The following is a 25,503-nucleotide window of genomic DNA, read 5'->3' as shown; positions in this document are numbered from 1 at the left end:
GCGGGTCAGACGTCGGCGAGGACGTCGTCCGTCTGATGAGTGAACGGCTCCTTGGACCGGCTCAGCTCCACCGCGCGGGTGAACTCGGCATCGATCTCCGGGTCCGCGCGGAAGGTCAGCAGGCTGACGACCACGGTGACGATCAGGCTGGCGGCGAAGCCCGGGATGATCTCGTAGAGGTCCTCGCTCAGCGAGGTCTGACCCCACACGTAGGCGACGACCGCGCCCGCGACGATGCCCGACAGGACTCCGACGGTGCTGACCCGGCGCCAGTACAGGCAGAGGATCACCGCCGGGCCGAAGGCCGACCCGAAGCCCGCCCAGGCGAAGGCGACCAGATCCAGGATGCTGTTCGACGGCGAGATCGCCAGCAGCGCGGCGATCACCGCGATCGTCAGAACGCCGAGACGGCCGAGCATGACGTAGGTCTTGTCGGTGAGTTCACGGCCCCTGCCGGTCTTCTCGGCGACCAGCTTGTACAGATCCTCCACCAGAGCCGACGAGCAGACGACGAGCTGGGACGAGATGGTGGACATGATGGCCGCGAGCACGGCGGCCAGCACCAGGCCCGCGATGAAGGGGTGGAACAGCAGCTGCGACAGCGACAGGAACACGGTCTCGGCGTCTTTCGGGGCCTGCGCGGTGTGCTCGGCGAAGTAGGCGATGCCGACCAGTGCGGTGCCGACGGCGCCGAGCGCGCACAGCAGCATCCAGCCGATGCCGATTCGGCGGGCGACACCGGCCTCGGACGGGGACCGCAGCGCCATGAAACGCACGATGATGTGCGGCTGCCCGAAGTAGCCCAGGCCCCACGCGGCCGCCGAGATGATGCCGATGACGGTGGTCCCGGCGAAGAAGCTCAGACCGTTGTCCATGGCGGCGTTCACTCCGTCGATGGTGGCGCCGACGCCGCCCAGGTCGATGATGCCGATGATCGGAACCGCCAGAAGCGCGACCACCACCAGCAGCCCCTGCGCCACGTCGGTGAGCGACGCGCCGAGGAACCCGCCGAACAGCGTGTACAGCATGGTGGTGCCGGCGACGATCAGCATGCCCGCGGTGTAGTCGACCCCGAAGGAGCTGTCGAAGAACTTGCCGGAGGCGACCATGCCGCTGGAGACGTAGAACGTGAAGAACACCAGGATGATGACGCCGCAGGTGATCCGGAGGATGCGCGAGTCGTCGTGCAATCGCGATTCGAAGAAGCTCGGAATCGTGATCGAGTCACCTGCCACCTGCGTGTATGCGCGCAGTCGCGGCGCGACCAGCTTCCAGTTGGTCCACGCGCCGATCAGCAGGCCGATCATGATCCAGGACGCCGAGAGGCCGGAGAGATACATCGCGCCCGGCAGGCCCATCAGCAGCCAACCCGACATGTCCGACGCACCCGCGCTGAGTGCGGCGACCCACGGCTTGAGGCCGCGGCCGGCGAGCATGTAATCGTCCAGACTGTTCCGCGTGCGGCGGTACGCGTACCAGCCGATGCCGAGCATGGCTGCGAAGTACAGCGCGACCGCGACCAGCTGGATGGTCTTCTCGTCGGGCGCGACGGTCATAGGTCATCTCCTAGAGGTGGGTTCAGCCGGAAGCAACACACGCGTCAAATGTGACACAGGTCTCCCGCTCACGACGATTCTTCCCGGTGACCGGCCCGGCAAAGCATGTGGGGACGTACAAGATGCACGTCCCCACATTGTGGCGATCTATGAAGACTTGAGGTCTTCGGCCAATTCGACGAAGGCGCGGTCGAGGTTCCCGAATCGATGCAGGGTCATCGAGACCGACTGCTCGGCGAGCCAGTACCGCAGTTCGACGCGTCCGGACGCGGTGACGGTGTCGTCGAGCACCGCGAGTTCGGGCCGTCCGAGGGTGAGATCGCGCAGTGCCGGTGTCGCCGGAGAATCCAGGCGGACACGGGCGATGCCGGCCCGTCCGATCCGGTCGACGAAGGCCCGGTCGTCGCGGGCGGGATCGACCGGCACGCCCAGCGCCGCCGCGGCGTCGAGCACCGCGCGCAGATCGTCGCCGATGTCCGGCGCCGGTGCCGCCACCACGCGCGCACCGCTCCGGTGCGCGGCCGCCAGCAGTCGTGCCACCTTGGCGGGCGTCGACTCCGCCGTCACCCGCAGCGCCACCGCCGCGGGGCGATAGCGGAAGATGTTCGCCTCGCCGGCCAGGCCCGTCTCGTCGCGCGGCGTCCCGAACTCGGCGGCCCACGCGGTGTCGTCGTCGCTCACCGCCGCTCGCAGCCATGCCGTCTCGCCGGCGGTGAGCACCGGCGAGACCGAGTCGATGAAGGCGCCGACCTCGGCGAGCGCGGCCGGTGCGGCGTCGGGCAGGCAGTCGCGGTCGGCCCACGATCCCATGAGCATCAGGTAATTGGGACCGCCCGCCTTGGAACCCAGACCCACCGACGACCGCTTCCACCCGCCGAAGGGCTGCCTGCGGACGATCGCGCCGGTGATGCCGCGATTGACGTAGACGTTTCCCGCCTCGACGCGGTCGATCCACGAGCGGACCTCGCGCGGCTCGAGGGAGTGCAGACCCGCGGTGAGTCCGAAGTCGGTGGCATTCTGCAACTCGATGGCCTCGTCGAGCGTCTCGGCGCGCATCAGTCCGAGAACCGGTCCGAAGCACTCGGTGCGGTGGAAGAACGTTCCGGGCGCCACACCGTCCTTGATTCCCGGTGACCACAGTCGGTCGTCGATCCGCCGCGGCTTCAGGAGCCAGCGTTCGCCCGGCTCGAGGGTGGTCAGGGCCCGCAGCAGCTTATCGCTCGGATCCTCGGTGAGCGGTCCGACGGTGGCCGAGAGGTTGGTGGGCCAGTCGACGACGAGTGAGGCGGCCGCGTCCACCAACTGACGGCGGAACCGCTCCGAGGAGTACGTGCTGCCGACGAGGATCGCCAGCGACGCCGCCGAGCACTTCTGGCCCGCGTGGCCGAAAGCGCTGTGGACCAGATCGGCGATGGCGAGGTCGCGATCGGCGGACGGGGTGATGATCAGCGCGTTCTTACCGGAGGTCTCGGCGTTGATCCGCAGGTCCGGACGCCAGGACGCGAACAGGGCCGCGGTCTCGGAGGCACCGGTGAGCACGACGCGGTCGACGTCGGGATGACTGATCAATCGTCGCCCGGCCGGGCCCTCGTCGGGAAACACTCCCTGGCACGCCTCGCGCGGAACACCTGCCTCCCAGAGGGCTTCGAGAATGGCCATCGAGCAGTGCGGTGTCGGCTTCGACGGCTTGTGGATCACCGCTGCGCCGGCGGCCAGGGCGGCGAAGGTGCCGCCCGCGGGGATCGCGATCGGGAAGTTCCACGGCGGTGTCACCACGATCACCCGGTCCGGAGTGAAGGCGGCCGCGGCGACCTCGTCCAGTTCCAGTGCTCGATGCGCGTAGTAGCGGGCGAAGTCGATGGCTTCGGAGATCTCGGGATCGGACTGGGCGACGGTCTTGCCCGCCTCGGCCGCGGCCAGTGAGACGAGGTGTCCGCGCCGGCGGGAGAGGATGTCCGCGGTGCGGTAGAGGATCGCTGCGCGGTCGGCGGCCGGGCGTGCGCTCCACTGTGCGGCGGCCGACCGGGCGCGCTCGACCAGCGCGTCCACCTCGTCCTCGGCGATCGCGTCGGGAACGGGCTGGGAGGCGAGCCACTGCGGTGTCGCGGTGGCGAGCGCGTCGCGCGCCCATCGCTGATTGGCGGGCAGGGCGGCGTTGGTGTCCGGTTCGTTCGCGAAGGCCGGAAGCGGCAGTGCCGGATCGAGGGCCGTCTCAGCGGACTGGTCGAGTGTCCGGTCCTGCCGGTCGTTCGGCAGGGGAGGCGCGTAGCCGTCGGTGGTGAGGATGCGGCCGAGTTCGGCGAGCGCATCGCGGAACCGCCCCGACTCCCGGTGATAGATCGCACTTCCGGGCGCGAGGTCGAAGATTCCCGACATGAAGTTCTCGGGCGCGGCGTTCTCCTCGAGACGGCGTACCAGGTACGAGATCGCGACGTCGAATTCCTTCGGTTTCACCGTCGGCACGTACAGCAGCAGCCGGCCGACGTCGGCGCTGAGGACGTCGGCCTGCTCGGTCGCCATGCCCTGCAGCATCTCGAACTCGACGCGGTCGGACACACCGCGGCGATCGGCCAGCAGATGGGCGAAGGCGATGTCGAACAGATTGTGCCCGGCCACACCGACGCGCAGGCCCCGCATGTGATCCCTGTTGAGCAGCCAGTGCAGCACGAGTTTGTAGTTGGCATCGGTCGCGGTCTTCGACGAGCAGGTCACCTGGGGCCATCCGGCCACCTCGGCGTGCACCGACTCCATGGCGAGGTTGGCGCCCTTGACCAGCCGGACCTTGATCCCTGCGCCGCCGGCCGCCACCCGGGCGGCGGCGAAGTCCGACAGGCGCTGCATCGCGCCGAGTGCGTCCGGCAGGTAGGCCTGCAGCACGATCCCCGCTTCGAAGTGCTTGAGTTCGGGGAGGCTCAGGAGCCGGGTGAACACCTCGATGGTGAGTTCCAGATCGCGGTATTCCTCCATGTCGAGGTTGATGAACTTGGTGCCCGCGGGCGCGGCGGCGGCCTGGAGATACATCGGCGTCAGTCGGTCGATGATGTACTGCGCCGTCTCCTCGAACGCCCACATCGAGATCTGGGAGGCGACGGAGGAGACCTTGATCGAGACGTAGTCGACGTCATCGCGCCGCAGCAATGCCCGCGCGTCCGCGAGATGGTTGTCGGCCTCGGCGTCACCGAGCACGGCCTCGCCCAGCGGGTTGATGTTGAGCCGATGGCCGCTCTCGCGGAGCTTGGCGACCGCCCGGCGGAAGGGCCGCTCACGGGCGTCGACGATCATGTGCCCGACCATCGAACGCATCCGTGCGCGCGCGGCGGGGATGACCACCCCGGGCAGCCTCTCGGCCAGGACGCCGCCGGCCTTGATCTGCAAGCGGTCCCAGGCGCCCAGCGTGGCCGGGGTGCTCGCCGCGAGTTCGGCGAGCGCCTGGGCGGCCGCCTTCTGGTCCTCGGTGCCGATCACCCGGTCGACGAAACCGACGGTGAAGTCGAGCCCGCGCGGATCGGACAGGACCGAGGCGAGACGGCGAGCGGACGCATGCGGCTCGGTCTGCGCCGCCGCGGCGGCGCGCAGCCAGTCGGTGACGAGTTTCTCGGAGGAGTCGGCGAGCTCGTTCAGTTCGGTGAACACTTCGGTGGGCGCCGGAATCGGGTCGGCGGCGTGTGCGGTGGTCATGATGCCAGTACACGTCGGCGGGCCGCGGCGGTCGTCGGACAATACTACGAACGATCACGTGGTTTCTTGTACGATTCTCCAGCTGACCTGACAGACTCTACTGCCATGACCACTGGTGACGAGGATTCCGGAGCGACGAGCGACGAGGTGTCGGCGACGCATCCGTCGGTGCTCCTCCGAGACGTCGTCTCGGCCCTCGACACCGCCGTGGCACACGTCCTCGCCGACGCCGATCCGGAACGGCGGATCACCTCGGTGTCGATGATCGATGCCGACGATCTGGCCGGCGGTCTCGATGCGCCGACGGACGCGGTGCTTCTGGTGGGACTCGGCACCGGCGCGGTCCTCGAGTGGATGCGAGGGCGCCACACGGAGGGGAGGCCCGTCGAGGGGCCGCGTGTGGTCTTCACCAAGGCGAATCCGTCCGGGTTGGCAGAGGTCGCCGCGCGGGCGGGGGTGGCCGTGGTGGTGGTCGATGCCCGGGCGCGGTGGGACCGGGTGCTGACGACGGTGCAGGGATGTCTGGACCGGGTCCGGGACGATGACCCCGCGGACCTGACGCCGCCCGTCGACGTCGATCTCTTCGGTCTGGTGGCGCTGGTCGCGAACGGTACCGGGGGACTGGTGTCCATCGAGGACGCGACCAGTGCGCGGGTCCTCGCGTACTCGCCGTCGAAGGGCGAGGCCGACGACCTGCGGGTGCAGACGATCCTCGGTCGGGCCGGGCCGCCCGCGTACTTGGATCTGCTTCGTCGCTGGGGTGTGTTCGACGCGATCCGCCGCGGCGGCGAGGTGGTCGACGTGCCCGAGCATCCGGAACAGGCCATGCGCCGCCGCCTCGTCGTCGGCGTCCACGCCCGATCCGGCAGGCATCTCGGCTCCATCTGGGTGCAGGAGGGTGCCCGACCGCTGGCCGACGACTCCGCCGACGTGATGCGCGGGGCCGCCGCCATCGCCGCGCGCATCCTGACCCGGGAGATGCGTGCGCCGTCCACGGAGGGCCAGTTGGTGCAGCGTCTGTTCGGTGCGCACGGGGGCATCGACGTCTCGTCGGCGGGCGCGTACCTGCGGTGGCCGGTGGACGAGGCCGTCGCGGTGATCGGGATCGCGCCCACCGGCGGCGACCAGGCCGTCTACGAGGACGCGATGGCCGCAGTCGGCGGTGCACTCCGGCTGCACGCCAGCGCCTTCGCCGCCGCGGCCGTCACCACGGTGCTCGACGGTCGCGCGTACCTGCTGCTGCCGGCGGTCAACACGGCCGCGATCATGCGTTGGGTCGGCGGACTCGTCACGAAGTTCGACGGGGACGCGGCCCTGGCGGGCGCGGTGCTGCACGCCGCGGTGGTCAGCCCGCTCGCCGGGCTGGCCGACGTTCCTGCCGGGCGGGCCGAAGTGGACCGGGTGCTCACGGCCACCGCATCGGCTCCGGGTGCAGCGCGGGTGACGAGTCTGGCCGAATCACGGACCGCGGTTCTGCTCGGCGAGATCCTCGACGTGGTCGCCGCGCGCGAGGACCTCCTGGACCCGCGGGTGGCCGCGCTGGCGGACTACGACCGCAAGCACTCCGCCGACCTGGTGGCGACCGTCCAGGCCTATCTCGACGCGCACGGCAACGTGCGCGATGCGGCCGCCGCGGTGGGCGTGCACGCGAACACCCTGCGCTATCGGATCGAGCGGGCCCAGCAGCTCTCGGGCCTGCGCCTGGAGGACCGGGACGACCGGCTCCTCACCACCATCCAGCTCGCGCTGCTCCGCACCGCCGTCCGTCGCTGATCCGCTCTCAGGCGAACGACAGGAACAGCTTCTCCATCTTGGCCTGATCGACGCTGTCCGGGCCCTCGGTGCTGATGCAGTGGATCAGGCCCGTGGAGACCAGGGCGTAGCCGCTGCGCGCCAGCGCCTTGTCGACCGCGGCGAGCTGGGTCAGGGCATCCTCGCATTCGGCACCCTCTTCGAGCATGCGGATCACGGTCGCCAGATGGCCATGGGCGCGTCGCAGCCGCGTGAGCACCGGTTTGAGCTTCTCGTCGGGTAGTTGCATGTCGACTCCTCTCGTCGCCTCGATTATTGCATAACCCCCTGGGGGGATGTACGGTCTCCCACTAACCCCCCAGGGGGATATGGAGGAGGACGAATGACATGAGAAGTGAAGAACTGGAACCGACGCGGGCGTCCGCCGCGTCCGTGGGCGCGGTGGAGCCGCGGCCCGGGCCGCTCGGTCGGCTCGGCGTCTGGGTGAGTGCCCACGGCCGCTTGGTCGCGGCGGCGTGGATCCTGATCGTCATCGGGCTCGGCGTCTTCGCACCGTCGGTGGAGAAGAGTCTCTCCGGCGCCGGCTGGCAGGCACAGGGGTCCGACTCGGTCGCGGCCCGCGATCTAGCGGTCGCGCACTTCGGCGGGAACGCGTCGTCGGCCATCCAGGTGGTCGTGACGGGCCAGCGGTCCCTCACCGAGGGTGATGGGCCGGAGGTGATCGCCGCTGTCGGCGACATCCTGCGCGCCGACGGACGGATCAGCCAGGTGATCGAGCCGACGCCGGGGGCCACCCTCTCCGCCGACGGCCGGACGGCGATCGTGATCGGCGGTGCGGGCGCGGACACCAACGAGATGGTGCGCGCGGCGACCGATCTGTCGCCGCCACTCGAGGCCCTCTCACGCGACGGCGTTCAGGTGGCGCCCACGGGTGCGTCGGTGATGTGGTCGGATTTCAACAAGGCCAACCTCGAGGCGATGCTGACCTCCGAGATGATCTCATTCCCGGTGACGCTCTTCATCCTGGTGGTGGCGTTCGGTGCGCTCGTCGCCGCCGGGCTGCCGCTGCTGCTGACGATCGCCGGTCTCGTCGCGTCGGCGGGAATTCTGGTGCTGGTGAACGCCGTTGTCCCGGTGTCGATCTGGGCGATGAACTTCGCGATGATGTTCTCCCTCGCCCTGGGCATCGACTACGCGCTGTTCCTCGTCGTCCGGTTCCGGGCGGCACGGATGGGACAGCGACTGCCGATGCGGGCCGCGATCGCTCAGACCATGGATACGGCGGGCAAGGCGGTCCTGCTCTCGGGCGCGACCGTGCTGGTGTCGCTGTCCGCCGTGATGCTGGTGCCGTCACCGTCGTTCCGGTCGATGGCGGGCGGGATCATGATCTCGGTCGTGTTCATCCTCGCGGCCACCCTCACCCTGTTGCCACTGGTGCTCTCGAAGCTCGATCACCGCATCGACAAACTGCCGCTGCCGTGGGTCAAGGCGGGCGAACACCGTTCGCCGCGGTTCGAGGCGTGGGCGCAACGACTGTGGCGGCACCCGCTGCGGTGGGGAGCGGCGGCCCTGGCGATCCTGGTGGTCCTGGCGATCCCGCTGGTGGGCCTGACCACCGCCATGCCGTCGATCAAGGTGCTCCCGGAAGACGCCAGTGCCCGCGTCGGCTACCACCGCGTGCAGGAGGCTTTCGGTCCGGGAGCGCCGGGCATGCTGACCGTCATCGCACCCGCGGCGGTCGCCGACGAGGCGCGCACGGTGCTGGCGGACGATCCGGGAATCGCGGCCGCGACCCCGCCGGCCGCACCGTCCGACGGCGTCGACTACCGGATGATCCAGGCCGTGCCGACCGTCGATCCGTCGGACCCGGAACTGGCGCAGACCGTCGACCGGTTGCGCGCCGGCCTGCCCGCCGGGGTGCTCGTGGGCGGTGCCGCCGTAGAGAATCTGGACCTGAAGGCGAAACTCGACCGGAGCACTCCGGTGGTGATCGCGGTGGTCTTGACGCTCGGATTCCTGCTACTGCTGTTCGCGCTGGCGGCGCCGCTCATCTCCTTCCTCGGAACGCTGGTCAGTCTCCTCTCGACCGCGGCGGCGTTCGGCGTGGCGCGGTTGGTGTTCCAGGACGGACTCGGTGCCGGACTGTTCGGCTTCGAGTCGCAGGGCTTCCTGGACGCCTGGGCGCCGGTGTTCTTCTTCGCGATGATCTTCGCCATCGCGATGGACTACACGGTGTTCCTGCTCGCCTCCGCCAAGGAGCACTGGGAACGTGACGGCGATGCGAGGTCGGCGATGGTGGGCGCGGTGGCGCACTCGGGGCGGGTGATCTTCGCCGCGGGCGGAGTCATGGTGGCGGTGTTCTTCACCTTCGCCCTGTCCGGACCGCTGCCTCCCAAGGAGATGGGAGTGATCCTCGGCGTCGCGGTGCTGCTGGACGCCTTCCTGATCCGGCTGGTGCTGCTGCCGGTGCTGCTGCGGCTGACCGGACGGGCGGCCTGGTGGACGCCGGCCTGGCTGCGGAAGGTGCTCCCGACCGTGAGCTTCGCTCACGACTGATCGACTCCACCGACATCGGTCGATCCGCACGGCTGCGGTCCCGTACCGCCCCGGTTCACTCCGACCGGCGGTACGGGATCGAGTCGCTGATCCGTTCGTCGATGTGGATGCCGCGGCCCAGCATCGGGAAGGCGCGCTGCGAGCAGTCCGGCCGCGGACACACCTTGCAGCCGGCGCCGATCGGCACCATCGTGCGGTCCTCGGCGAGGTCGACTCCGGTCGAATAGATCAGTTCGTCGGCGTGTGCGAGATCGCAGCCCAGGCCGATCGCGAAGTCGGACGGCGTCGCGAGGTGGCCGCCCGAATGCGAGTCGATGGTCCGCGCCAGCCAGAAGTAGCTGCGGCCGTCCGGCATCTGCGACACCTGGGTCCGCACCCGGCCGGGCGTGGCGAAGGCGTCGTGGACCACCCACAGCGGACAGCTGCCGCCCACCCGGGAGAAGTGGAACGCGGTCGCCGACTGACGCTTGGAGATGTTCCCGGCCTTGTCGACACGGACGAAGATGAACGGAACTCCGCGGTCGCCGGGGCGTTGCAGGGTGGACAGGCGGTGGCAGACGGTCTCGAAGCCGACCTCGAACCGCCGACTCAAGAGGTCGACGTCGTAGCGGAGTTCACGTGCGGCAGCGGCGAATTCGCCGTAGGGGAGAACCAGCGCACCTGCGAAGTAGTTCGCGAGGCCCACGCGCGCCACGGGTATCGAGGCGTCGTCGAGGCTGTCCGCGGAGGCCACCAGCCGATCGATCTGCGGGCGTTGCGAGAGCAGTGCGAGCTGCGTGGCGAGTTGGAAGGCGCGCTGGCCCGCCGACAGTCGCCGCGCGAGCGTCACCGTCGCCGACTCCTCGTCGAATACGCGCTTGGGTCCGGTGCCGCGCTCGGCGGGCGCGATCGTGACGCGGACGCCGAACCGGTGTTCCAACAGGTCGGCCAGCTGCAGATCCAGCCCGCCGACGGACAGGCCGGCGTCGGCGAAGAGTCGCTCGGCGGCCAGGTCGAGCTCGGCGATGTAGTTGCGGCGGTCGTAGAAATAGTCGCGGACCTGCTCGAACGGGGTGATGTGGGGTTCGGTGGAGCCGTCACCGGTCCGCGCTCGGAGCGTCTCCAGCTCGGCGGTCGCCGCCGCCAGCCGACGGTGCATGCCGACCAGGGCGCGGCCGATCTGCGGCATGCGCGCCACCATCTCAGCCACCTCGGTCCGGCTCACCTTCTCTCCCTGCTCGAGGATCGCGTCGGCCAGGTCGGCGGCGAGGCGGGCGTCGCCGGACGCGGAGAAGAAGTCCGGCGCGAGGTCGAACGCGGAGGTGATGGTGAGCAGCACCGGGACGGTGATCGGGCGTTGGTCGTTCTCGAGCTGATTGACGTACGTGGTGGACAGGTCCAGCCGCCGGGCGAGCGCCGCCTGCGACAGCCCGAGCTCCTCGCGCAGCCGGCGGAGCCGGCCGCCCACATAGGTCTTGGCCATGCGCCAACTGTATCCGGCACGGTATCCGCAAGATTCGCAACATAGTCCTGAAAGATCCGCAGAAATACGCATTTGCCAGGCCTTTCGCGAGACGAGAGCGCCTGCGTACGGTGCGAACATGATCAATCACGAAGTCCGCACCCGCCGCAGCGCCGAAGAGTTTCCGTTGAGCGAGCATCTCGCGTACAAGATCGCTCAGGTGGCCGCCGACCCCGTCGGTGTGCCCGACGAGACCGCCGAGATGATCGTCAACCGCATCATCGACAACGCGGCCGTGAGCGCCGCGTCGGTGGTGCGGCGACCGGTCGTGAGCGCGCGCAGGCAGGCGCAGACCAGGCCGGTCGCCGGCGGCTCCACGGTCTTCGGCGTCGACGGCTCGTACGCACCGGAGTGGGCGGCCTGGGCCAACGGCGTCGCGGTGCGTGAGCTGGACTTCCACGACACCTTCCTGGCCGCCGAGTACTCGCACCCCGGCGACAACATCCCCGCCCTGGTGGCGGTGGGGCAGCGAGTGGGCGCCGACGGCGCCGATCTGATCCGCGGACTGGCCACCGCGTACGAGATCCAGATCGATCTCGTGAAGGGCATGTGCCTGCACGAGCACAAGATCGACCACGTCGCGCACCTCGGTCCGTCGGTCGCGGCCGGTCTCGGCACCATGCTGCGGCTCGATGTGCCGACGATCTACCAGGCCGTCGGCCAGGCCCTGCACCTGACCACCGCCACGCGGCAGTCCCGCAAGGGACTCATCTCCAGTTGGAAGGCGTACGCCCCGGCCCATGCGGGCAAGATCGCGGTCGAGGCAGTCGACCGGGCGATGCGCGGCGAGGGGGCGCCGTCGCCGATCTGGGAGGGCGAAGACGGTGTGATCGCCTGGATGCTCGGTGGGCCCGAGGCGCGCTACACGGTGCCCCTGCCTGCGCCGGGTGAGGCCAAGCGGGCCATCCTCGATAGCTACACCAAGGAGCACTCGGCCGAGTACCAGAGCCAGGCGCCGATCGACCTGGCCCGGCGGATGCGCGACCGGGTCGGCGACCCCTCGCAGATCGCGTCGATCGTGCTGCACACCAGCCACCACACCCACTACGTGATCGGCACCGGGTCGAACGACCCGCAGAAGTTCGACCCGACCGCGAGCCGTGAGACGCTCGATCACTCGGTCATGTACATCTTCGCCGTCGCGCTCCAGGACGGTGAATGGGACCACGAACGCTCGTACGCGCCCGAGCGCGCCGCCCGCCCGGACACGGTGGAACTGTGGCGCAAGATCTCCACCGTCGAGGACCCGGAGTGGACGCGCCGCTACCACTCCACCGACCCGAACGAGAAGGCCTTCGGCGCCCGCGCCGTCATCACCCTCGCGAGCGGCGAGGTGATCGAGGACGAACTGGCCGTCGCCGACGCCCACCCGCTCGGCGCCCGTCCATTCGCCCGCGACCAGTATCTGGCGAAGTTCGCGCGCATGGCCGAGGGCGTGATCGACCCCGCCGAGCAGGAACGCTTCGTCGCGGCGGCGACCGGCCTCGCGGACCTGCCCGCCGGCGGTCTCGACGCCCTCAACGTCCGCGTCCTGCCGGACGTGCTGGCGTCCGCGCCGGAGACCGGGAAGGGAATCCTCTGAGATGACCGCCACTTCCGGAAGCGTCTTCTCCTCCGGCCGCAGCGACGCCGACAAGCGGCGCGGCCTGCGCGACGCCCTGAACTCCGGCGAACTCCAGCGCTGGCCGGGCGCGTTCTCACCGTTGGTGGCCAAGATGGTGGCCGACGCCGGATTCGAGGGCGTGTACGTCTCGGGCGCCGCGCTGGCCGCCGACCTGGGGCTGCCCGACATCGGCCTCACCACCCTCACCGAGGTCGCCGCGCGCGGCGGAGCGACCGCGCGAGCCACCGACCTGCCGACGCTCATCGACGCCGACACCGGGTTCGGCGAGCCGATGAGTGCGGCCCGGACCGTCGCGACGCTCGAGGACGCCGGGCTGTCCGGCTGCCACCTCGAGGACCAGGTGAACCCCAAACGCTGCGGACACCTCGACGGCAAGGAGGTGGTCCCGGTCGACGACATGCTGCGCAGGCTGGGAGCCGCGGTCGGAGCCCGCCGCGACGAGAACTTCATCGTGTGCGCCCGCACCGACGCCCGCGGCGTCGAGGGCCTCGATGCGGCGATCGACCGAGCGAAGGCGTACGTCGACGCCGGAGCCGACCTCATCTTCACCGAGGCCCTGGCCACCGCCGCCGAGTTCGAGCGTTTCCGCGCGGCGGTCGACGCGCCGCTGCTGGCGAACATGACCGAGTTCGGCAAGTCGGAACTGCTCACCGCACAGCAACTCCGGGATCTCGGCTACAACGCGGTGATCTATCCGGTCACCACTCTCCGGATCGCGATGGGTGCCGTCGAGGCCGGTCTCGGCGAACTCTCCTCGACCGGCACGCAGCGGGGGCTCCTCGACGGCATGCAGCACCGCGCCCGCCTCTACGAGTTCCTCCGATACGCCGACTACAACGCCTTCGACAACCAGCTGTTCACCTTCACCCGACCGGGGGTTCAGAAATGACCGACACGCCCACCGCGCAGTCCGCGGCCGCACGGACGAGCGGGACCGACGCCATATACACCGACGCCATATACAAGGGATTGGCCGGTGTCGTCGTGGACACCACCGCGATCTCGAAAGTGGTCCCGGAGACCAACTCGCTCACCTATCGCGGCTATCCGGTGCAGGAACTCGCGGAGAAGTGCTCGATGGAGCAGGTCGCGTACCTGCTCTGGTACGGCGAGCTGCCGGGGGATCATCAGCTGCAACAGTTCACCCAGCGCGAGCGCGCCGCCCGGCGTCTGGACCGATCGGCACAGGCGGTGCTCGCCCGCACTCCCGAGACCTGCCACCCGATGGACGTGGTCCGGACGATGATCAGCTATCTCGGCACCGAGGACCCCGACGAGGACGTCGCCGCACCCGCGTCACTGCTCGACAAGGCTCAGCGGATGTTCGCGGTGCTGCCCACCATCGTCGCCGCCGACCTGCGACGCAGGAGGGGACTGGACCCGATCGCCCCGCACCACGGTCTCGGCTACGCGGAGAACTTCCTGAACATGTGCTTCGGAGAGGTGCCCGATCCGGTGGTCGTCCGGGCCTTCGAGAAGTCGATGGTGCTCTACGCCGAACACAGCTTCAACGCCTCCACCTTCGCTGCCCGCGTCGTGACCTCGACCGGATCGGACATCTACAGCGCGGTGACCGCGGCGATCGGCGCGTTGAAGGGACCGCTGCACGGCGGCGCCAACGAGGCCGTGATGCACGACATGATCGAGATCGACCGCCCCGAGCGGGCGCGCGCCTGGCTCGACGCGAAGCTGTCCGCCGGAGAGAAGGTGATGGGTTTCGGCCATCGCGTCTACAAGCGGGGAGACTCCCGGGTGCCCACCATGTACCGCGCGCTGCGGGAGGTCTCCGAACACCTCGGTCAATCCAGATGGCTCGCCATCTACGCCGAGCTCGAAGAGGAGATGGTCTCGCGGACCGGGATCCGGCCGAACCTCGACTTCCCGACCGGACCGGCGTACTTCCTCATGGGTTTCGACATCCCGATGTTCACGCCGCTGTTCGTGATGAGCCGCATCACCGGGTGGACGGCCCACATCATCGAGCAGACCGAGTCGAACGCCCTGATCCGTCCGCTGTCCGCGTACTCGGGCCCGCAGCAGAGGTCCGTTCCGGCGTGAGCATCTCGAAGATCCTGGTCGCCAACCGAGGCGAGATCGCGGTCCGGGCCTTCCGTGCGGCCCGCGACCTCGGCCTCGGAACGGTGGCCGTGTTCCCGCACGAGGACCGCGGCGGCATCCACCGATTCAAGGCCGACGAGTCGTATCAGATCGGCACGCCCGGCCACCCGGTCAAGGCCTATCTGTCAGTCGACGAGGTGATCGGGGCGGCGCTGAGATCGGGGGCCGACGCGGTGTACCCGGGCTACGGCTTCCTCTCGGAGAACGCCGGACTGGCCCGCGCGTGCGACGAGAACGGACTCGTCTTCGTCGGACCGTCGGCCGCGGTGCTCGACCTCACCGGCGACAAGAAGCGCTCGGTTCAGGCCGCCCGCGAGGCGGGCCTGGCCGTGCTCGCCGGGTCGGCGCCGTCATCCGACCCCGACGAGCTGGTAGCGGCGGCGGCCGAGCTGACGTTCCCGGTATTCGTCAAGGCGGTGGCCGGCGGCGGGGGCCGCGGGATGCGAAGGGTGGAACGGATCGAGGATCTCGCCGATGCGGTGACGGCGGCGGGCCGGGAAGCCCATGCGGCATTCGGCGATCCCACGGTGTTCCTGGAGCAGGCGGTGGTGCGACCGCGACACATCGAGGTACAGATCCTGGCCGACGCCGGCGGTGACGTGGTGCACCTGTACGAGCGGGACTGCAGCCTGCAGCGGCGGCATCAGAAGGTCATCGAGATCGCCCCCGCCGTGGGCCTGGACCCCCAGGTGCGCAACCGCATCTGCCGCGACGCCGTCGCCTTCGCCCGGCACATCGGGTACACCTGTGCGGGCACCGTCGAGTTCCTGCTCGACGAACGCGGCCGGCACTACTTCATCGAGATGAACCCGCGGATTCAGGTGGAGCACACGATCACCGAAGAGGTGGTCGAGGTGGATCTGGTGTCGGCCCAGCTGCAGATCGCCGGCGGTGCCTCGCTCGCCGGGATGGGGCTGCACCAGGACGCGATCACCGTCCGCGGTGCGGCGCTGCAATGCCGCATCACCACCGAGGATCCCGCCGACGGCTTCCGGCCGCAGACCGGCCGCGTCCGCGACTACCGCGCGCCCGGCGGGGCGGGGGTCCGGCTCGACGGCGCCGCCGCTCTGGGCAGCGAGGTGACCGGCCACTTCGACTCGATGCTCGTCAAACTCACCTGCCGGGGCCGCGATTTCGCGACCGCGGCCGCGCGGGCCCGGCGGGCGCTGGCCGAGTTCTCGATCCGCGGCGTCACCACCAACATCGGGTTCCTCCGCGCGGTCCTGGAGAACGACGACTTCCTCGCGGGCGGGACCACCACCTCGTTCATCGACGACCATCCGGAACTGCTCACCGGGCACGCACCGGGCGACGACGTCGGCAAGCTGCTGGCGTATCTGGCCGACGTGACGGTGAACCGGCCGCACGGTGAGGCGCCGTCGACCGTCCGTCCCACCTCCAAACTGCCCGCCGTCCCGGCGAGCCTGCTGGCGCGGCCGCCCGCGGGCTCACGGCAGCGTCTGCTGAGTCTGGGGCCGGACCGGTTCGCCGAGTCGCTGCGGACTCAGTCCGCCGTCGCGATCACCGACACCACCTTCCGCGACGCCCATCAGTCGCTGCTCGCCACCCGGCTGCGCACCAGCGCCCTCGACGCCGTCGCACCGTACGTGGCGGCACTGACCCCGCAGCTGTGGTCGGTGGAGTGCTGGGGCGGTGCCACCTACGACGTAGCGCTCCGCTTCCTGAAGGAAGATCCCTGGGAGCGGCTCGAACGACTCCGGGAGGGGTTGCCGAACGTCTGCCTGCAGATGCTGCTCCGCGGTGCCAACACCGTGGGCTACACCCGGTATCCGGACGATGTGTGCCGCGGCTTCGTCGCGGAGGCGGCGGCCACGGGCATCGACGTGTTCCGGATCTTCGATGCGCTCAACAGCGTCGAAGCCATGCGGCCCGCCATCGACGCGGTACGCGAGACGGGGACGGCGGTGGCCGAGGTGGCGTTGAGCTACAGCGGCGACCTGTCGGATCCGAGTGAAGATCTGTACACCCTCGACTACTACGTGCGTCTGGCCGAGCAGGTGGTCGACGCCGGCGCCCACGTGCTCGCGATCAAGGACATGGCCGGTCTGCTTCGTCCGCGTGCCGCGACCGCCCTGGTCGGCGCGTTGCGCCGGGAGTTCGACATCCCGATCCACGTCCACACCCACGACACCGCGGGCGGTCAGGTCGCCACCTATCTCGCGGCGATCGCCGCGGGAGCAGACGCGGTCGACGCCGCCAGCGCTCCGCTGTCGGGCACCACCAGCCAGCCATCGCTCTCGGCGGTGGTGGCGGCGCTGGAGAACGGCGAACACGACACCGGGCTGGATCTTCGCAGCGTGTGCTCCCTGGAGCCCTACTGGGAGGCGGTGCGCCGCGTGTACGCGCCGTTCGAGTCCGGGGTGGGAGCCGCGACCGGACGCGTCTACGAACACGAGATCCCCGGGGGACAGCTGTCGAATCTGCGGCAGCAGGCCATCTCCCTCGGCGTCGGCCACCGCTTCGAGGAGGTGGAACGGGCCTACGCCGACGCCGACGCACTGTTGCGGCGGCCGATCAAGGTGACGCCGTCGTCGAAGGTGGTCGGCGATCTCGCCCTGTCGCTGGTGGCGCAGCAGATCACCGCTGCCGAGTTCGCCGCCGACCCCGCATCGCACGATGTCCCCGACTCGGTGATCGGCTTCCTCGCCGGCGATCTCGGAGAGCCCGCCGGCGGTTGGCCGGAACCGTTGCGCACGCAGGCCCTCGCGGGCCGGACCCACACGCCGCCGACCGCCGCCCTCGCGGCCGACGATCGCGAGGCGCTCACCCGATCCGGGCCGCGCAGGCGGCGGGTTCTGGACCGGCTGCTGTTCCCCGGTCCGGCGGCCGAGTTCGGCGACCATCGGGCGACGTTCGGCGACACCTCGCGGCTGTCGGCGACGGAGTTCTTCTACGGTCTGCGGCCCGGCGAGGAGCATCGCGTCCGACTGGGTCCCGGCACCGAGATGCTCGTCGGTCTCGAAGCGGTCGGCGAACCCGACGACCTCGGCCGCCGCACCGTGTTGTTCACGGTGAACGGGACACTGCGGCCGGTGCCGGCCCAGGACCGGTCGGTGGAGCCGTCGGCAGCTGTCGCCGAACGCGCCGACCGCAGTGATCCGCGCCAGATCGGAGCGCCTTTCGCCGGCGTCGTCACCGTCACCGTGGCCGAGGGCGACAGCGTCACCGCGGGATCGACCGTGGCGACGATCGAGGCGATGAAGTTGGAGGCCTCCATCACCGCGCCCGTCGGTGGGGTGGTCGAGCGGGTCGCCGTCGACGCGGTCGCCGAGGTGGCGCCCGGCGACCTGCTCGTGGTGATCGGTTAGCCGCCCTCGGGACGCCGCACCGGGTAGAGATGACGGCATGGAGATCACGCGGCAACTGGCACGGGAGCGGATCGGGAGCTGGGCCCGCCGGACCATCGACGACCCGGCGGGCAGGCTCGGGCACTCGGCGGTCGCCATCACCGTCGTCCGTCACGGCGGGGAGTACGGGATCTGGATCGCCCGGCGGCCGTCGTCCCTGCGCAACCACTCCAATCAGTTCGCGCTCCCGGGCGGACGCCTCGATCCCGGCGAGACGCCGACCCGGGCCGCGTTGCGCGAACTGCACGAGGAGATCGGGATCGAGCTCGGTGAGGAGACGGTGCTCGGCCTTCTCGACGACTACGAGACGCGGTCGGGCTATCTGATGACACCGGTGGTGTGCTGGGTGGACGACGACCCGCCCGTCCATCCGAGTCCGGCCGAGGTGGACAAGCTCTTCTTCGTGTCCTTCGACGAATTGCGCAGGCCGGCGGTGTTCAGCCGGATACCGGAGTCGCCGCGCACCCTGGTCGCGCTGAACATCGCCGGCGCCCGGATCCACGCGCCGACGGCCGCGGTCGTGTATCAGTTCGCCGAGGTGGTGCTGGCGGGCCGGGACACCCGCGTTCACGATCTCGAACAGCCGGTGTTCGCCTGGCGCTGAGAGCGCCGCGAGCGGGCCTACACCGCGAGCGGATGCTGGGTGCTGCCGTGGCTCGGCGGCCGGTGTGACGGATCGGGTTCGTGCGCACTCGTGAGGACGAAGGACTCCGCACCGTGTTGTTCACGGTGAACGGGACACTGCGGCCGGTGCCGGCCCAGGACCGGTCGGTGGAGCCGTCGGCAGCTGTCGCCGAACGCGCCGACCGCAGTGATCCGCGCCAGATCGGTGCGCCTTTCGCCGGCGTCGTCACCGTCACCGTGGCCGAGGGCGAGAGCGTGACCGCGGGATCGACCGTGGCGACGATCGAGGCGATGAAGATGGAGGCCTCCATCACCGCGCCCGTCGGTGGGGTGGTCGAGCGGGTCGCCGTCGACGCGGTCGCCGAGGTGGCGCCCGGCGACCTGCTCGTGGTGATCGGTTAGCCGCCCTCGGGACGCCGCACCGGGTAGAGATGAAGGCATGGAGATCACGCGGCAACTGGCACGGGAGCGGATCGGGAGCTGGGCCCGCCGGACCATCGACGACCCGGCGGGCAGGCTCCGGCACTCGGCGGTCGCCATCACCGTCGTCCGTCACGGCGGGGAGTACGGGATCTGGATCGCCCGGCGGCCGTCGTCCCTGCGCAACCACTCCAATCAGTTCGCGCTCCCGGGCGGACGCCTCGATCCCGGCGAGACGCCGACCCGGGCCGCGTTGCGCGAACTGCACGAGGAGATCGGGATCGAGCTCGGTGAGGAGACGGTGCTCGGCCTTCTCGACGACTACGAGACGCGGTCGGGCTATCTGATGACACCGGTGGTGTGCTGGGTGGACGACGACCCGCCCGTCCATCCGAGTCCGGCCGAGGTGGACAAGCTCTTCTTCGTGTCCTTCGACGAATTGCGCAGGCCGGCGGTGTTCAGCCGGATACCGGAGTCGCCGCGCACCCTGGTCGCGCTGAACATCGCCGGCGCCCGGATCCACGCGCCGACGGCCGCGGTCGTGTATCAGTTCGCCGAGGTGGTGCTGGCGGGCCGGGACACCCGCGTTCACGATCTCGAACAGCCGGTGTTCGCCTGGCGCTGAGAGCGCCGCGAGCGGGCCTACACCGCGAGCGGATGCTGGGTGCTGCCGTGGCTCGGCGGCCGGTGTGACGGATCGGGTTCGTGCGCACTCGTGAGGACGAAGGACTCCGCACTCGCGTACTCCCAGTCCTCGCGCCACGACTCCGGCGGGCGGGTCAGCAGTTCGCCCGGCGCGAGCCACTCGTAGATCTCCGCGTACGACTTCGATCTGTTCGGCCCCACCGTCCGCATCAGCATCGACGGGTGGAGATCGTCGAAGCTCGTCAGCCCCATCGACGCGACGAACTGCTTGGCGTTGTCGACGACGTGGCGCTGCAGGTTGTAGACCCGTTCGGTCTTATCGGACACGTCGAGTGCGCGGGCTCGCTTCGGATCCTGGGTGGCGACGCCGACCGGGCACTTGTTGGTGTGGCACTGCTGCGCCTGAATGCATCCGACGGCCATCATCATCGCCCTCGCCGCGAGGGTGAAATCGGCGCCCTGGATCACGCGCTTGACGATGTCGATGCCGTTGGTGATCTTGCCCGACGCGCCGATCCGGATATGGTCGCGCAGACCGGTGCCGACCAGCGCGTTGTGCACCGTCATCAGGCCTTCGGTCAGCGGGGTCCCCACGTTGTCCTCGAATTCCACCGGCGCGGCCCCGGTGCCGCCCTCGGCCCCGTCGACGATGATGAAATCGGGTGCGATCCCGGTCTGGCAGATGGCCTTGCAGATGCCGAGGAGCTCACTGCGCGAACCGACGCACAGTTTGAAGCCGACCGGCTTGCCGCCCGACAGGTCGCGCAGACGGCCGATGAACTCGCACAGCCCGACGGGGGTGTGGAAAGCATTGTGCGAGGGCGGTGAGACGACGGACCGCCCGGCGGGGACACCCCGCATCTGCGCGATCTCGGCCGTCACCTTGGGGCCGGGCATCACTCCGCCGAGACCGGGTTTGGCCCCCTGGGACAGCTTGATCGAAATGCACTTGACCTGCGGGTTCGATGCCTTGTCACGGAACTGCTCGGGATCGAAGTGCCCGTCGGGGGTGCGGCAGCCGAAATAACCCGTGCCGATCTCCCAGATCAGATCGCCCCCGGGCCGCAGATGGTAGGAGCTGAGCCCGCCCTCACCGGTGTCGTGTGCGAAGCCGCCTTTGGCGGCACCGCCGTTGAGTGCCAGGATCGCATTCGCCGACAGCGCGCCGAAGCTCATCGCGGACACGTTGTACATCGCCATGTCGTACGGCTGAGTGCACGCCGGCCCGCCGATCCGCACGGTGGGGGTCTCGTCGGTGGCGGAGTGCGCGACGATCGAGTGCCGCACGTACTCGTATCCGATCACCGTCGGATCGCGCTGGGTGCCGAACGGGTCGACGTCCTTGACGTCCTTGGCGCGTTCGTAGATCGTGGTGCGCGTCTCCCGGTCGAACGGGGTCCCGTCGGTGTCGCGTTCGATGAAGTACTGCTGGATCTCCGGCCGGATGCTCTCCATGAGGAAGCGGAAATGCCCGAGCACCGGATAGTTCCGCAGAATGCTGTGGCGGGCCTGCACCAGGTCGTACGTGCCGACCAGGGCGATGAAGGCGAGGACGCCGGTGACGAATAGCCACCACGGGGAGACCAGGACGAGCGTCGAGGACACCGCGGCGAGAACCCACGTCGCGGCAACAGCCAACCATCTGAGCATCGTCTCCACCTCTTGTCGCGGGCACCGCCGGTCGGGGAATCGGGCGGCTCCCACTGTAGTTCGGACGCGGCGGTACCGGAGGCAGGACGGGCGCACCGGATCCATCGGTCACCGGTGAGCGGTGTCCGATGGATCCGGTCGCGATCAGGTGGCGGGCACCGTGGCCCGATCGGCGGCGATCTCCTCGCGGACCCGGCGGGCGGCGTCGACCATGTTCCGCAGCGCGGCGGTGACCTCGTCGGTGCGGCGGGTCTTGAGCCCGCAGTCGGGATTGACCCACAGCCGGTCGGCGCGCACCGCGTCGAGCGCTTCACGCAGCGACGCGGCCACCTCATCGGCGGCCGGCACGCGCGGCGAATGGATGTCGTAGACGCCCGGACCCACCTGGGCGGCGAAGCCTGCCGCGTCGAGGTCGTCGAGGACCTCCATATGGGAGCGCGCCGCCTCGATGGAAGTGACGTCCGCGTCGAGCGCGGCGATCGCACCGATCACCTCGCCGAACTCCGAGTAGCACAGATGCGTGTGGATCGCGGTGGCGTCGCCGACCCCGCCGGTGGCGATACGGAAGGCGGTCACCGCCCAGTCGAGGTACGCCGCGCGGTCGGCGGTCCGCAGCGGCAGCAGTTCGCGCAGTGCCGGTTCGTCGACCTGGATGATCGGTACCCCCGCGCGCTCGAGATCGGTGGTCTCGTCCCGGATCGCGAGAGCCACCTGACGCGCGGTCTCGGCGAGCGGCTGGTCGTCGCGGACGAACGACCACGCGAGGATCGTCACCGGGCCGGTGAGCATGCCCTTGACCGGCTTCTCGGTCAGGGACTGCGCGTAGGTGATCCAGCCGACCGTCATCGGCGACGACCGCCGGACGTCGCCGAAGAGGATCGGCGGCCGGACGCAGCGTGACCCGTACGATTGGACCCAGCCGGCGGCCGTCGCGAAGAAGCCGTCGAGTTGTTCGGCGAAGTACTGGACCATGTCGTTCCGCTCGGGTTCCCCGTGGACGAGGACGTCCAGACCCACCTGCTCCTGCAGGGCGATCACCGCGGCGACTTCCTGCTCCATCCGGGACCGGTAGGCCGCCGAGTCGATGGTTCCATTCCGCAGCGCGAGGCGCGCCTTGCGGATCTCGACCGTCTGCGGGTACGAGCCGATGGTCGTGGTCGGCAGGACGGGCAGGCCGAGCGCGGCGTCCTGCGCCTCACGGCGGTCGGGCGCGGGCGAGCGGGTCCAGTCGGCCGGAGTGAGCCCGGCGAGGCGTTCGCGGACCGCGGCGACGTGTACGCGCGGGTCCGCTGCCCGGGACGCCAGTGCCGCGCGCGCCGCCTCGAACCGGCACGCCTGGTCGTCCCGGCCGTGCGCCAGGGCCCGAGCGAGCGCGGCCACCTCGCCGAACTTCTCTTCGGCGAAGGCCAGCCATCCGTGCAGCACCGGGTCGAGTTCGAACTCGCCGCGCACGGTGTACGGGACGTGCAGTGTGGAACACGAGGTCGAGACCGCGAGGGCACCGGCGTGCGCGCGCAGCGACTCGAGCGCGGCCAGCGCCGCGTCGAGGTCGGTGCGCCAGACGTTGCGGCCGTCCACCACGCCGGCGACTACCAGTTTTCCGGTCAGATCGGCCGTGCGGACGGTGTTCGGAGAGCCGGTCACCAGGTCCACTCCGACGCCCTCCACCTCGGTCCGCGCCAGTGCCGCGAGACGGTCGCCCGCATCGCCGAAGTACGTCTGCACCAGGATCCGCGGGCGCGTCCGGACAGCCGACAGCACACCGTAGACGCGTTCGGCCAGGTCGGTGAGACCGTCGGCCTGATCGGTCACCAGCGTGGGTTCGTCGATCTGGACCCAGTCGACACCGGTCTGGGCCAGGCGGCCGAGGAGCTCGGTGTAGAGCGGCAGGAGATCGTCGATGCGGGTCAGCGGTGTCGGGCCGCCGTCGACCGCCTTGGCGAGCGCGAGGAAGGTGATCGGTCCGATCACCACGGGACGGGCGGGCACGCCCTGAGCCTGCGCCTGAGCGATCTCATCGAGGACTGTGCCCGGGTCGAGGGTGAACTCGGTGTCCGGACCGATCTCCGGAACCAGATAGTGGTAGTTGGTGTCGAACCACTTGGTCATCTCCAGCGGTGCGATGTCGGGGCCCGGGCCGCCGGCGGTGCCGCGGGCGGCGGCGAAGTAGCGGTCCAGCGGATCGTCGATCGCCGCCACTCGCGGTGGCAGCGCGCCGAGCATCACAGCGGTGTCGAGCACCTGGTCGTAGTACGAGAACGTGTTGACGGGCACCGAGTCGAAACCGGCGTCGATCAGTCTGCTCCAGCTGTCGCGGCGGATGCCCGTTGCGACCCGGGTGAGTGCGGCGGCGTCGATCCGGCCCGCCCAATAGGCTTCGACCGCGCGCTTGAGCTCCCGGTTGGCGCCGATCCGGGCGACGCCGGGGACGGTGGCCGTGAAGCCCGCCGAGTCGGTGGTTCTGGTGTCGGTGGTGATAGTCGTGTCATCGGACATGACGTGTTCTTCTCCTGCATGAGTAGTTCGAGCCGTCGCCATACCGGGCGCTGCGAACCGCAGTTCGTCAGTCGCCCGTTTCCTCGAGGCGGACAGCCACCGGGCGCGGATGCGCTCGATACATCCGGCAGGTCTTCGGGCTCGTCGGCGCGCGGGCCAGGAATGGAGCCCGCTTCTACTGGCCGTCGCTTCCCAGGCGCCGCCGCCGGTGAGCCGTGGCTCGGGCGGGGCGGTCCCAGTGCGTGTGACGGCGGTCGTTCCGACATACCGCTGCGGGTCAGCTCCGGAGTCTCACCGGATTCCCTCTTCGCGGGCGGTCGCTGCCGTCGGCAGCGAACTCGCGTCGACGCCCGGCGGGAAGCAGGGGCTCCATAGTGATCCCGGCCGGGCGAACCAGTTGCAGTTATCGATGGTAAAGGACCGGGTACCATTGGGCAGCATGGGATCCGGCGGTGATTTTAACTCCGGCGGACCGGCTCATCCGGTCGCTGGGATCATCCTCGTAGCCCGTGGAGACGAGCGGAATCCCGCAGGTGACGGCGATGTTCCGACAGAACAGCGACTGATGGCCTGCGTGTCAAGTCTGGGCGCCGGCGGCTGCAAGGACATCTATGTGGCGCTCGGCGCCCGCGTGGTTCCGGCGCCCGACACCTCGTCGACGACGCTCTATCTCCCCGAGTGGTACGACAGTCTCGACGCCTGCTCGAGTGCGGCGCTGAAGTTCGTCGATCAGCATCCGAGTCTGGCGGGGGCGGTGATCCAGACCCTCGACAGCCCGGATGCCGGTTCGATCGCCGTCGCACGCGTCATCGAGGCCGCCGCCGACTGCCCGACGAGTCTGTGCCGCGCGGCGTTCGGCGGCCGTCCCGCCCAACCCTTCTACCTGGGAGCCGAACGCGTTCGCGAGGCCATCGCGGAGCTGGGGGCGGGACTGCCTGCCGTGCGGTATCTCGTCGCGCACCGCGACGACATGGTGCTGGTCGACTGCACCGATCTCGGGAACCCCGCCGACTCGCCCCTCTGAGCGCCGGCCTGAATGCGCGGCGACCTGGATGCGCGGCGTCCGGGTCAGCGGCCCGGCAGTCCGGAGCGCAGAGCCGCCGCTTCGACGTCGAGCAGTGCGCTCGCGCAACGGGTGGCGGGATCGACCGCGGCCGCGAGCGCGGCGTCGTAGCCGTCGCGGGCGAGGCCGGCCACCGACCCGGCGGCGTCGACGCCGATCAGCGCCGCGAGTTCTCCGGTGGTGGGGACGCACACCGCCCACGTGAGACGCGACTCGTCGGCCCACGCGGCGTCGGCGGCTCGGATGTACTCGACCGGATCGCCGACGCCGAGGAGCTCGAGCGCGGGCACATCGGACAACCGCTCGTCGTGCCGCAGGGCGCGAAGATACCACGCACCGGCGTTGATCTCGACAGCTTCCATGACGGGTCCTTCTCGTTCGCTCACGAATCGGCCGGATCCGGGCGCGTGCACGGCTCCGAAAACGGGCTGTGCCGTTCCTCCTGACTCCAC

Annotated in this window: 17 protein-coding genes and 1 riboswitch; of the genes, 10 read left to right on the top strand and 7 right to left on the bottom strand. The window is 69.9% G+C overall.

Translation table 11 applies throughout. The annotated features are described in order from the left end of the window. Window positions 1-5 precede the first annotated feature (5 nt). Both putP and ABFX36_RS07930 read right to left on the bottom strand, forming a co-directional pair. On the bottom strand, window positions 6-1,556 hold the full coding sequence (gene putP, locus ABFX36_RS07935) for a sodium/proline symporter PutP (protein ID WP_346075801.1): 1,551 nt from the start codon (window positions 1,554-1,556) through the stop codon (window positions 6-8). 147 nt (window positions 1,557-1,703) lie between these two features. Beyond that, entirely contained in the window at window positions 1,704-5,234 is a 3,531-nt protein-coding gene (locus ABFX36_RS07930) for a bifunctional proline dehydrogenase/L-glutamate gamma-semialdehyde dehydrogenase (RefSeq protein WP_062367538.1), read from the bottom strand. Window positions 5,235-5,339: 105 nt separating this feature from the next. Here ABFX36_RS07930 and ABFX36_RS07925 point away from each other — a divergent pair, with 105 nt between their 5' ends. Continuing rightward, the gene (locus ABFX36_RS07925; RefSeq protein WP_062367539.1) at window positions 5,340-7,007 is read left to right on the top strand and encodes a PucR family transcriptional regulator; all 1,668 of its coding nucleotides are present in this window, start codon (window positions 5,340-5,342) and stop codon (window positions 7,005-7,007) included. A gap of 7 nt (window positions 7,008-7,014) precedes the next feature. On the opposite strand, the gene ABFX36_RS07920 is transcribed toward ABFX36_RS07925, so the two are convergent. Then, the gene (locus ABFX36_RS07920) at window positions 7,015-7,275 is read right to left on the bottom strand and encodes a metal-sensitive transcriptional regulator (RefSeq protein WP_006896497.1); all 261 of its coding nucleotides are present in this window, start codon (window positions 7,273-7,275) and stop codon (window positions 7,015-7,017) included. A 98-nt stretch (window positions 7,276-7,373) separates the two neighbouring features. On the opposite strand from ABFX36_RS07920, the gene ABFX36_RS07915 reads away from it, so the two are divergent. Continuing rightward, entirely contained in the window at window positions 7,374-9,542 is a 2,169-nt protein-coding gene (locus ABFX36_RS07915) for an MMPL family transporter (protein ID WP_346075797.1), read from the top strand. Between the two features lie 55 nt (window positions 9,543-9,597). Here ABFX36_RS07915 and ABFX36_RS07910 read toward each other — a convergent pair whose 3' ends face one another. Continuing rightward, window positions 9,598-11,004, bottom strand: a complete 1,407-nt coding sequence (locus ABFX36_RS07910) for a short-chain fatty acyl-CoA regulator family protein (protein ID WP_006896495.1) — start codon at window positions 11,002-11,004, stop codon at window positions 9,598-9,600. A 118-nt stretch (window positions 11,005-11,122) separates the two neighbouring features. Between ABFX36_RS07910 and prpD the strand changes: the two genes are divergently transcribed. The 7 genes from prpD (at window position 11,123) to ABFX36_RS07875 (ending at window position 19,822) form a co-directional block, all read left to right on the top strand. Beyond that, a complete protein-coding gene (gene prpD / locus ABFX36_RS07905; protein ID WP_006896494.1) occupies window positions 11,123-12,625 on the top strand; it encodes a 2-methylcitrate dehydratase PrpD in 1,503 nt (500 codons plus the stop codon). Window position 12,626: 1 nt separating this feature from the next. After that, window positions 12,627-13,556: a methylisocitrate lyase gene (gene prpB, locus ABFX36_RS07900; RefSeq protein WP_045538799.1), complete on the top strand. Its 930-nt coding sequence runs from the start codon at window positions 12,627-12,629 to the stop codon at window positions 13,554-13,556. Continuing rightward, complete coding sequence (locus ABFX36_RS07895; RefSeq protein ID WP_006896492.1) at window positions 13,553-14,725, top strand: bifunctional 2-methylcitrate synthase/citrate synthase; 1,173 nt, start codon at window positions 13,553-13,555, stop codon at window positions 14,723-14,725. Before prpB ends, ABFX36_RS07895 begins: the two co-directional genes overlap by 4 nt. After that, on the top strand, window positions 14,722-18,114 hold the full coding sequence (locus tag ABFX36_RS07890) for a pyruvate carboxylase (protein WP_346075793.1): 3,393 nt from the start codon (window positions 14,722-14,724) through the stop codon (window positions 18,112-18,114). Before ABFX36_RS07895 ends, ABFX36_RS07890 begins: the two co-directional genes overlap by 4 nt. A 37-nt stretch (window positions 18,115-18,151) precedes the next feature. Then, window positions 18,152-18,757 carry an NUDIX hydrolase gene (locus ABFX36_RS07885; RefSeq protein ID WP_346075791.1) on the top strand — a complete coding sequence of 202 codons (606 nt, stop codon included), beginning with the start codon at window positions 18,152-18,154 and terminating at the stop codon, window positions 18,755-18,757. 80 nt (window positions 18,758-18,837) lie between these two features. Beyond that, complete coding sequence (locus ABFX36_RS07880) at window positions 18,838-19,179, top strand: biotin/lipoyl-containing protein (RefSeq protein WP_346075789.1); 342 nt, start codon at window positions 18,838-18,840, stop codon at window positions 19,177-19,179. A 37-nt stretch (window positions 19,180-19,216) separates the two neighbouring features. After that, a complete protein-coding gene (locus tag ABFX36_RS07875) occupies window positions 19,217-19,822 on the top strand; it encodes an NUDIX hydrolase (RefSeq protein WP_278126774.1) in 606 nt (201 codons plus the stop codon). Window positions 19,823-19,839: 17 nt separating this feature from the next. On the opposite strand, the gene ABFX36_RS07870 is transcribed toward ABFX36_RS07875, so the two are convergent. Continuing rightward, entirely contained in the window at window positions 19,840-21,492 is a 1,653-nt protein-coding gene (locus ABFX36_RS07870) for an FMN-binding glutamate synthase family protein (protein WP_346075787.1), read from the bottom strand. Window positions 21,493-21,636: 144 nt separating this feature from the next. Next, window positions 21,637-23,988: a 5-methyltetrahydropteroyltriglutamate--homocysteine S-methyltransferase gene (gene metE, locus ABFX36_RS07865; protein ID WP_346075785.1), complete on the bottom strand. Its 2,352-nt coding sequence runs from the start codon at window positions 23,986-23,988 to the stop codon at window positions 21,637-21,639. Window positions 23,989-24,097: 109 nt separating this feature from the next. After that, window positions 24,098-24,331: riboswitch (cobalamin riboswitch) on the bottom strand. 231 nt (window positions 24,332-24,562) lie between these two features. Here metE and ABFX36_RS07860 point away from each other — a divergent pair. Further along, the gene (locus tag ABFX36_RS07860; RefSeq protein ID WP_231650343.1) at window positions 24,563-25,012 is read left to right on the top strand and encodes a hypothetical protein; all 450 of its coding nucleotides are present in this window, start codon (window positions 24,563-24,565) and stop codon (window positions 25,010-25,012) included. Window positions 25,013-25,056: 44 nt separating this feature from the next. On the opposite strand, the gene ABFX36_RS07855 is transcribed toward ABFX36_RS07860, so the two are convergent. After that, complete coding sequence (locus ABFX36_RS07855) at window positions 25,057-25,413, bottom strand: hypothetical protein (RefSeq protein ID WP_006896486.1); 357 nt, start codon at window positions 25,411-25,413, stop codon at window positions 25,057-25,059. Between the last annotated feature and the right edge of the window lie 90 nt (window positions 25,414-25,503).

The sequence above is a fragment of the Gordonia cholesterolivorans genome, from assembly GCF_039531975.1.
In the GTDB taxonomy this organism is placed as follows: Bacteria; Actinomycetota; Actinomycetes; order Mycobacteriales; family Mycobacteriaceae; genus Gordonia; species Gordonia sihwensis.
The sequence above is the reverse complement of the archived record's forward strand: the minus strand, read 5'-3'. Positions and strand labels throughout refer to the sequence as shown.

Excerpts from the sequence above, each read along its gene's own strand:
- ABFX36_RS07925 (WP_062367539.1), top strand. The coding sequence starts at position 5,340 with ATGACCACTGGTGACGAGGATTCCGGAGCGACGAGCGACGAGGTGTCG.
- ABFX36_RS07875 (WP_278126774.1), top strand. The coding sequence starts at position 19,217 with ATGGAGATCACGCGGCAACTGGCACGGGAGCGGATCGGGAGCTGGGCC.
- prpD (WP_006896494.1), top strand. The coding sequence starts at position 11,123 with ATGATCAATCACGAAGTCCGCACCCGCCGCAGCGCCGAAGAGTTTCCG.
- ABFX36_RS07870 (WP_346075787.1), bottom strand. The coding sequence starts at position 21,492 with ATGCTCAGATGGTTGGCTGTTGCCGCGACGTGGGTTCTCGCCGCGGTG.
- ABFX36_RS07885 (WP_346075791.1), top strand. The coding sequence starts at position 18,152 with ATGGAGATCACGCGGCAACTGGCACGGGAGCGGATCGGGAGCTGGGCC.
- prpB (WP_045538799.1), top strand. The coding sequence starts at position 12,627 with ATGACCGCCACTTCCGGAAGCGTCTTCTCCTCCGGCCGCAGCGACGCC.
- ABFX36_RS07895 (WP_006896492.1), top strand. The coding sequence starts at position 13,553 with ATGACCGACACGCCCACCGCGCAGTCCGCGGCCGCACGGACGAGCGGG.
- ABFX36_RS07915 (WP_346075797.1), top strand. The coding sequence starts at position 7,374 with ATGAGAAGTGAAGAACTGGAACCGACGCGGGCGTCCGCCGCGTCCGTG.
- metE (WP_346075785.1), bottom strand. The coding sequence starts at position 23,988 with ATGTCCGATGACACGACTATCACCACCGACACCAGAACCACCGACTCG.
- ABFX36_RS07930 (WP_062367538.1), bottom strand. The coding sequence starts at position 5,234 with ATGACCACCGCACACGCCGCCGACCCGATTCCGGCGCCCACCGAAGTG.
- ABFX36_RS07920 (WP_006896497.1), bottom strand. The coding sequence starts at position 7,275 with ATGCAACTACCCGACGAGAAGCTCAAACCGGTGCTCACGCGGCTGCGA.
- ABFX36_RS07910 (WP_006896495.1), bottom strand. The coding sequence starts at position 11,004 with ATGGCCAAGACCTATGTGGGCGGCCGGCTCCGCCGGCTGCGCGAGGAG.
- putP (WP_346075801.1), bottom strand. The coding sequence starts at position 1,556 with ATGACCGTCGCGCCCGACGAGAAGACCATCCAGCTGGTCGCGGTCGCG.
- ABFX36_RS07855 (WP_006896486.1), bottom strand. The coding sequence starts at position 25,413 with ATGGAAGCTGTCGAGATCAACGCCGGTGCGTGGTATCTTCGCGCCCTG.